The sequence below is a fragment of the Alcanivorax sp. 24 genome (assembly GCF_004360225.1).
GTDB classification, from domain to species: Bacteria; Pseudomonadota; Gammaproteobacteria; order Pseudomonadales; family Alcanivoracaceae; genus Alloalcanivorax; species Alloalcanivorax xiamenensis.
Genome location: NZ_SNUA01000100.1, coordinates 1 through 7,277 on the forward strand (window position 1 = coordinate 1; position 7,277 = coordinate 7,277).

A 7,277-nucleotide genomic window follows, 5' to 3' on the forward strand; every position below is an offset into this window, starting at 1 on the left:
GCTTAAAGGTGACAACGTAGTTACACGCTCAGAGCACACACCTTACTATACAGATAAACCGCTACTTGAGTTACTTGAAGACTCACCAGCTGCTGAACTTGATAACGGGTTTGAAGCACGTCTTCCGGTCCAGTATGTGGTACGCCCTAACTTAGACTTACGCGGCTTCCAAGGTACTTTAACGTCTGGCAAGTTCAGCGTGGGTGATGCGGTAAAGGTATTACCATCAGGTAAAAGCTCAAGCATCAAAGAGATTGTGACTTTCGATGGCAACTTAGATACAGCTGAAGCAGGTCAAGCAATTACCTTAACGTTAAACGACGAAATTGATATCAGCCGTGGCGATGTGATTGTGCCAGCCGCTTCAAAAGCCGCTGTTACAACCGTATTAAAGCTAAATTAGTATGGATGCATGAAGCACCGTTAGTATTAGGTTTCTAGTACCCGTAAAATACGCGACTCATCAAATACCACCCAATCACCTACGCAAATTTGTTCAAGACTCGGTGTTAAAGCAAACCGCACCGAGCCTTGCTCGCCAAGCAATACGACCTCTGCTTTGTGATGCTCAACAACACGCCCTAAGTAGCCGTTTTCTAGCTCATCTAAACTCAACTGTTGTTGAAAGAAAGGTCGCATGCCTAATTCTATCAGTGAAGGTGCTTGCATTATGTTTACCAAAGCGCAGGGTTATCGAGTGGTTTTAGGCAACTTGGCTTACCAGTAATTGGCAAAATTTCGTCATCTAAAACCGGTTTAGCCAGCCAGCCTTTTGGGTAAGATAAGTTATGAGGAGCTTGAATAATTTCTTCACTCACAACGGAAAAACCGACTTTTCCATAAAAGTTGATATCGCCATAGGTCATCACGTGATAGCTGGCCAGTATTTTATGGTGCATCAGCATCAACTTACGAAGTCGGCTCTGCACGTGGCCACGTGTTTGAGAAAAATACCGGTGAACTACTCACCTATTTTAATACTGTTAAGCGTCAATTTGTGGCCTCAATTTCGACTGCCGAAGGTGCTGCCAATCAACGTGAAAAACTACTAGGTGATTTTTATCAATATCAAGTTGATGCAATTGACTCGGGTAAAGATAGCAAAGAGCGTGTTTATATTTTACCTAAGCAAAGTAACCGTGAAGGCGCTCATAGACTCGCTACCTTAATGGCTGAGCATGGTGTTGAAGTTAAACAAGCAACTGAAGATTTTAAAGCCTGTGGCGTTAAATACAAAGCAGGTAGCTACTTTATTGATACCGCGCAGCCACGCGGGGTATTTGTGCGTACCACGTTTACAGGGGTGAGTAAGTTAGCGAGCTGTTAATCTAATGGTCATTTTTAGCTCACCCTATGTTAAGCTTAGGCGCTTTAGTTTACCCGCACCTAAGTTAACGGAGTATTTTAATACGTGTTTTTAAATCGATTTTTAGGCCTTGTTGTTGTTTCTTTTATTGTAACAGGCTGTCAGACTGCCCCTGAGTCACTTCCCGAAAAGAAGCCCATCAGCAAAGCCAATCCAGGCACTGTGGTTGCAGAAGCTAAAACAAAACAAGTAGACGCGGTGACACCGCTCAAACCAAGTGAACTTGATGTCGTATGGCAGCGTATTCGCATTCAACTGCAGTTTAGCGATTCAAGTCACCCAGATGTGCAAAAGCGCATTGCTTGGTACCTTACTCATCCTAATTACATGGAAGAAATAAGCCGCCGCGCAGCGCCGTATTTGTATGTGGCACGATCCGTGGGAGACCAGCTTGCTGGCGAATACGGCCTTCGGGGTTGCCCCATTCGCTTGCCAGCAAGCTTCCCACAGCGGCTTCGTGGCACGATCCGTGGGAGACCAGCTTGCTGGCGAATACGGCCTTCGGGGTTGCCCCATTCGCTTGCCAGCAAGCTTCCCACAGCGGCTTTGTGGCACGATCCGTGGGAGACCAGCTTGCTGGCGAATACGGCCTTCGGGGTTGCCCCATTCGCTTGCCAGCAAGCTTCCCACAGCGGCTTCGTGGCACGATCCGTGGGAGACCAGCTTGCTGGCGAATACGGCCTTCGGGGTTGCCCCATTCGCTTGCCAGCAAGCTTCCCTTCCCACAGCGGTTCCATGGCCCCCTTCCGTGGGAAGCTGGCTTGCCAGCGAATCCAGCGTGAATTCATATCTCCGGCCCCATTCGCGGCCAAGGCCGCTTCCCACAGCGGTTCCATGGCCCCTTCCGTGGGAAGCTGGCTTGCCAGCGAATCCAGCGTGAATTCATATCTCCAGTCCCATTCGCGGCCAAGGCCGCTTCCCACAGCGGTTCCATAGTCCCCTTCCGTGGGAAGCTGGCTTGCCAGCGAATCCAGTGTGAATTCATATCTCCGGCCCCATTCGCGGCCAAGGCCGATTCCCACAGCGGTTCCATGGCCCCCTTCCGTGGGAAGCTGGCTTGCCAGCGTTGCTCCATTCGCTTGCAAGCAAGCTTCCCACGGAGGCTTAGTGGCTCAAACCGTGGGAGACCAGCTTGCTGGCGAATGCCGGCCTCCGGCGTTGCTCCATTCGCTTGCAAGCAAGCTTCCCACGAAGGCTTCGTGGCTCAAACCGTGGGAGACCAGCTTGCTGGCGAATGCCGGTCTCCGGTGTTGCTCCATTCGCTTGCAAGCAAGCTTCCCACAGTGCCTTCGTGGCACACTCCGTGGGAGACCAGCTTGCTGGCGAATGCCGGCCTCCGGCGTTGCTCCATTCGCTTGCAAGCAAGCTTCCCACGGAGGCTTAGTGGCCGGATCGGTGCCCGGTGCCACATCATCCATTACCTCGGCGATGGTCGGCGCCGCTGGCGGCGTGGTGTCGTTCAGGTTTTCGTCCACGATGGTGGTGGCAGGATCACTGGTATTACCCGCCGGGTCCGTGGCCGTGACACTGACTTCCGTGCCATCCGCCAGAGGCGCATCCGGCGTCACCGACCAGTTGCCATCGGCATCTGCTTCAACGGTGTAGTCCGGGGTGCCATCCCCGTTGATATCCACATCAACGGTACTGCCCGCTTCGGCGGTACCAGTAAGGATCGTTCCGTCAGTGGGTTCCACCGTCGGCGGATCATGCTACGAAGCCGCCGTGGGAAGCTTGCTGGCAAGCGAATCACCAACGGGCCGGGGGCATTCGCGGCCAAGGCCGCTTCCCACAGCAATGGGCTACGAAGCCGCTGTGGGAGATTCCATGGTGCCCTGCAAGCTCACTGAGACGCCGCACGCTAGCGGGCCAGCCAGCAAGCTGGCTCCCACGGATCATGCTACGAAGCCGCCGTGGGAAGCTTGCTGGCAAGCGAATCACCAACGGGCCGGGGGCATTCGCGGCCAACTGGCAAGCCAGCTTCCCACGGAAGGGGGCCATGGAACCGCTGTGGGAATCGGCCTTGGCCGCGAATGGGGCCGGAGATATGAATTCACACTGGATTCGCTGGCAAGCCAGCTTCCCACGGAAGGGGCCATGGAACCGCTGTGGGAAGCGGCCTTGGCCGCGAATGGGGCCGGAGATATGAATTCACGCTGGATTCGCTGGCAAGCCAGCTTCCCACGGAAGGGGGCCATGGAACCGCTGTGGGAATCGGCCTTGGGGCGAGAGTTCGCCAGCAAGCTGGTCTCCCACGGCTTTTCTACAAGGCCGCTGTGGGAAGCTTGCTTGCAAGCGAATGTGCCAACGCCGAAGGGCGAGAATTCGCCAGCAAGCTGGTCTCCCACGGCTTTTCTACAAGGCCGCTGTGGGAAGCTTGCTTGCAAGCGAATGCGCCAACGCCGGGGCGGGATTCGCCAGCAAGCTGGTCTCCCACGGCTTTTCTACAAAGCCGCTGTGGGAAGCTTGCTTGCAAGCGCGTTGGCAATTCGCTTGCAAGCAAGCTTCCCACGGCGGCTTCGTGGTTTGTTGCTGTGGGAAGCGGCCTTGGCCGCGAATGCTCCTTCGGGTCGTTGGCAATCCGCTTGCAAGCAAGTCTCCCACGGCGGCTTCGTGGTTTGTTGCTGTGGGAAGCGGCCTTGGCCGCGAATGCTCCTTCGGGTCGTTGGCAATTCGCTTGCGAGCAAGTCTCCCACAGTGGCTTCGTGGTTCGTTGCTGTGGGAAGCGGGAAAGACTACCCCCGCGCCACCTGTTTTTGCAACATGTTCGCTGCCGCGCAGGCAGCTAAGAAATTACGGGCGCATGCCGAACAGCACGGCCACCGGGTTCGCTGCCGCGCAGGCAGCTAAGAAAGACTACCCCCGCGCCACCTGTTTTTGCAACATGTTCGCTGCCGCGCAGGCAGCTAAGAAATTACGGGCGCATGCCGAACAGCACGGCCACCGGGTTCGCTGCCGCGCAGGCAGCTAAGAAAGAGGAGGCCGCCAAGGACGGCTGGCGGGAACTGACCAGGCCGGCGGAAAAAAGTGACGCCAAGGACGACGGCACTATTTCCATCTAAGCGTTAGTGCTCCATCAGGCATCGAGACGATCATTCGCCGCCGTTGAGCCATCGGCGCAACAAACGTTCCACCCGCGCCGGGTGGCGTGCCAACAAGGTCTCGGCCAACTCGCGAGCCGGCTCCATCAGGGCCTCATCGCGAACCAGGTCGGCGATGCGGACGTGGACCCCACGGTGATCATCATCGATAGCCTGGGTGATATCCGCTACGTGGACAAGGCCGGAAATTCCCGTTACCGATCCGAGCCGGTGACCTTTCTCAGAGTGTTGGACAGCGCGGTGCCAGCGAATTGGAGTGCGGCGATCCCGGAAAAGGACCGCGTTTTCTCTGTTTCCCCGCCGGACTCAGCGACCGCGCCGAGGCAATACGTCGCGGACCTTGCTGGCCAGGGCGCGGATCGCGTCCTTCTCGCCCTTCGGCGTTGGCACATTCGCTTGCAAGCAAGCTTCCCACAGCGGCCTTGTAGAAAAGCCGTGGGAGACCAGCTTGCTGGCGAATTCTCGCCCTTCGGCGTTGGCACATTCGCTTGCAAGCAAGCTTCCCACAGCGGCTTTGTAGAAAAGCCGTGGGAGACCAGCTTGCTGGCGAATCCCGCCCCGGCGTTGGCGCATTCGCTTGCAAGCAAGCTTCCCACAGCGGCCTTGTAGAAAGAGCATTCGCGGCCAAGACCGCTTCCCACAGCAACGAACCACGAAGCCACTGTGGGAGACTTGCTCGCAAGCGAATTGCCAACGACCCGAAGGAGCATTCGCGGCCAAGGCCGCTTCCCACAGCAACGAACCACGAAGCCACTGTGGGAGACTTGCTCGCAAGCGAATTGCCAACGACCCGAAGGAGCATTCGCGGCCAAGGCCGCTTCCCACAGCAACAAACCACGAAGCCGCCGTATTGCCAACGACCCGAAGGAGCATTCGCGGCCAAGGCCGCTTCCCACAGCAACAAACCACGAAGCCGCCGTGGGAAGCTTGCTTGCAAGCGAATTGCCAACGGCCTGGAGGAGCATTCGCGGCCAAGACCGCTTCCCACAGCAACGAACCACGAAGCCACTGTGGGAGACTTGCTCGCAAGCGAATTGCCAACGACCCGAAGGAGCATTCGCGGCCAAGGCCGCTTCCCACAGCAACGGCGTTGACCCATTCGCTTGCAAGCAAGCTTCCCACAGCGGCTTCGGAGCACACTCCGTGGGAGACCAGCTTGCTGGCGAATACGGCCTCCGGCGTTGACCCATTCGCTTGCAAGCAAGCTTCCCACGGCGGCTTCGGAGCACACTCCGTGCGAGACCAGCTTGCTGGCGAATACGGCCTCCGGCGTTGACCCATTCGCTTGCAAGCAAGCTTCCCACAGCGGCTTAGGCCGGCATTCGCCAGCAAGCTGGTCTCCCACGGTTTGAGCCACTAAGCCTCCGTGGGAAGCTTGCTTGCAAGCGAATGGAGCAACGCCGGAGGCCGGCATTCGCCAGCAAGCTGGTCTCCCACGGTTTGAGCCACTAAGCCTCCGTGGGAAGCTTGCTTGCAAGCGAATGGAGCAACGCCGGAGGCCGGCATTCGCCAGCAAGCTGGTCTCCCACGGTGGCAAGCGAATATCCCAACACCAGAGGGCCGGAAGTCGCCAGCAAGCTGGTCTCCCACGGATCTGCCACGAAGCCGCTGTGGGAAGCTTGCTGGCAAGCGAATATCCCAACACCAGAGGGCCGGAAGTCGCCAGCAAGCTGGTCTCCCACGGATCTGCCACGAAGCCGCTGTGGGAAGCTTGCTGGCAAGCGAATATCCCAACACCAGAGGGCCGGAACCGTGGGAAGCTTGCTGGCAAGCGAATTCGCAATACCGAACGCCGTATTCGCTGGCAAGCCCGCTCCCACGGAAAGCCGCACCACAAAGCCACCGTGGGAAGCTTGCTGGCAAGCGAATTCGCAATACCGAACGCCGTATTCGCTGGCAAGCCCGCTCCCACGGAAAGCCGCACCACAAAGCCACCGTGGGAAGCTTGCTGGCAAGCGAATTCGCAATAATTCGCCAGCAAGCTGGTCTCCCACGGAGTGTGCCACGAAGCCGCCGTGGGAAGCTTGCTTGCAAGCGAATGGGCCAACGCCGGAGGCCGTATTCGCCAGCAAGCTGGTCTCCCACGGAGTGTGCCACGAAGCCGCCGTGGGAAGCTTGCTTGCAAGCGAATGGGCCAACGCCGGAGGCCGTATTCGCCAGCAAGCTGGTCTCCCACGGAGTGTGCCAGGCGTTGACCCATTCGCTTGCAAGCAAGCTTCCCACAGCGGCTTCGTGGCACACTCCGTGGGAGACCAGCTTGCGGGCGAATACGGCCTCCGGCGTTGACCCATTCGCTTGCAAGCAAGCTTCCCACAGCGGCTTCGTGGCACACTCCGTGGGAGACCAGCTTGCGGGCGAATACGGCCTCCGGCGTTGACCCATTCGCTTGCAAGCAAGCTTCCCACATCCGTGGGAGACCAGCTTGCTGGCGAATGCGGCCCTCTGGTGTTCGGATATTCGCTTGCCAGCAAGCTTCCCACAGCGGCTTCGTGGCATGATCCGTGGGAGACCAGCTTGCTGGCGAATGCGGCCCTCTGGTGTTCGGATATTCGCTTGCCAGCAAGCTTCCCACAGCGGCTTCGTGGCATGATCCGTGGGAGACCAGCTTGCTAAGCTTGCTTGCAAGCGAATGGGACAACGCCGGAGGCCGTGTTCGCCAGCAAGCTGGTCTCCCACGGAGTGTGTCACGAAGCCGCTGTGGGAAGCTTGCTTGCAAGCGAATGGGACAACGCCGGAGGACGGAATTCGCCAGCAAGCTGGTCTCCCACGGAGTGTGCCACGAAGCCGCCGTGGGAAGCTTGCTTGCAAGCGAA

7 protein-coding genes are annotated in these 7,277 nt (G+C 57.7%); 4 read left to right on the forward strand and 3 right to left on the reverse strand.

Going from position 1 to position 7,277, the window contains the following annotated elements; all coding sequences use genetic code 11:
* On the forward strand, positions 1–403 hold a 403-nt coding region (locus tag E0L37_RS21440; protein ID WP_370450667.1), incomplete at its 5' end, for an EF-Tu/IF-2/RF-3 family GTPase.
* Positions 404–429: 26 nt separating this feature from the next.
* On the opposite strand, the gene E0L37_RS21445 is transcribed toward E0L37_RS21440, so the two are convergent.
* Positions 430–669 (reverse strand): hypothetical protein, encoded by a 240-nt coding sequence (locus E0L37_RS21445; RefSeq protein WP_205655690.1) that lies wholly within the window; start codon positions 667–669, stop codon positions 430–432.
* 5 nt (positions 670–674) lie between these two features.
* Positions 675–899, reverse strand: coding sequence for a hypothetical protein (locus E0L37_RS21450; RefSeq protein WP_133493641.1), 225 nt, complete (start codon positions 897–899; stop codon positions 675–677).
* A gap of 38 nt (positions 900–937) precedes the next feature.
* On the opposite strand from E0L37_RS21450, the gene E0L37_RS21455 reads away from it, so the two are divergent.
* Entirely contained in the window at positions 938–1,327 is a 390-nt protein-coding gene (locus E0L37_RS21455; protein ID WP_205655691.1) for a hypothetical protein, read from the forward strand.
* A gap of 1,151 nt (positions 1,328–2,478) precedes the next feature.
* On the opposite strand, the gene E0L37_RS21460 is transcribed toward E0L37_RS21455, so the two are convergent.
* Positions 2,479–3,060 (reverse strand): Ig-like domain-containing protein, encoded by a 582-nt coding sequence (locus E0L37_RS21460; protein ID WP_133493642.1) that lies wholly within the window; start codon positions 3,058–3,060, stop codon positions 2,479–2,481.
* Positions 3,061–4,287: 1,227 nt separating this feature from the next.
* Between E0L37_RS21460 and E0L37_RS21645 the strand changes: the two genes are divergently transcribed.
* Together E0L37_RS21645 and E0L37_RS21465 are read left to right on the forward strand one after the other, a co-directional pair.
* Positions 4,288–4,425 carry a hypothetical protein gene (locus tag E0L37_RS21645; RefSeq protein ID WP_166643129.1) on the forward strand — a complete coding sequence of 46 codons (138 nt, stop codon included), beginning with the start codon at positions 4,288–4,290 and terminating at the stop codon, positions 4,423–4,425.
* A gap of 174 nt (positions 4,426–4,599) precedes the next feature.
* A complete protein-coding gene (locus E0L37_RS21465; protein ID WP_133493643.1) occupies positions 4,600–5,073 on the forward strand; it encodes a hypothetical protein in 474 nt (157 codons plus the stop codon).
* Positions 5,074–7,277: the final 2,204 nt, after the last annotated feature.

What these genes read in the sequence shown, in the direction of transcription:
- E0L37_RS21445 (WP_205655690.1), bottom strand. Translation starts at nt 669, where the DNA reads ATGCAAGCACCTTCACTGATAGAATTAGGCATGCGACCTTTCTTTCAA.
- E0L37_RS21450 (WP_133493641.1), bottom strand. Translation starts at nt 899, where the DNA reads ATGCACCATAAAATACTGGCCAGCTATCACGTGATGACCTATGGCGAT.
- E0L37_RS21645 (WP_166643129.1), top strand. Translation starts at nt 4,288, where the DNA reads ATGCCGAACAGCACGGCCACCGGGTTCGCTGCCGCGCAGGCAGCTAAG.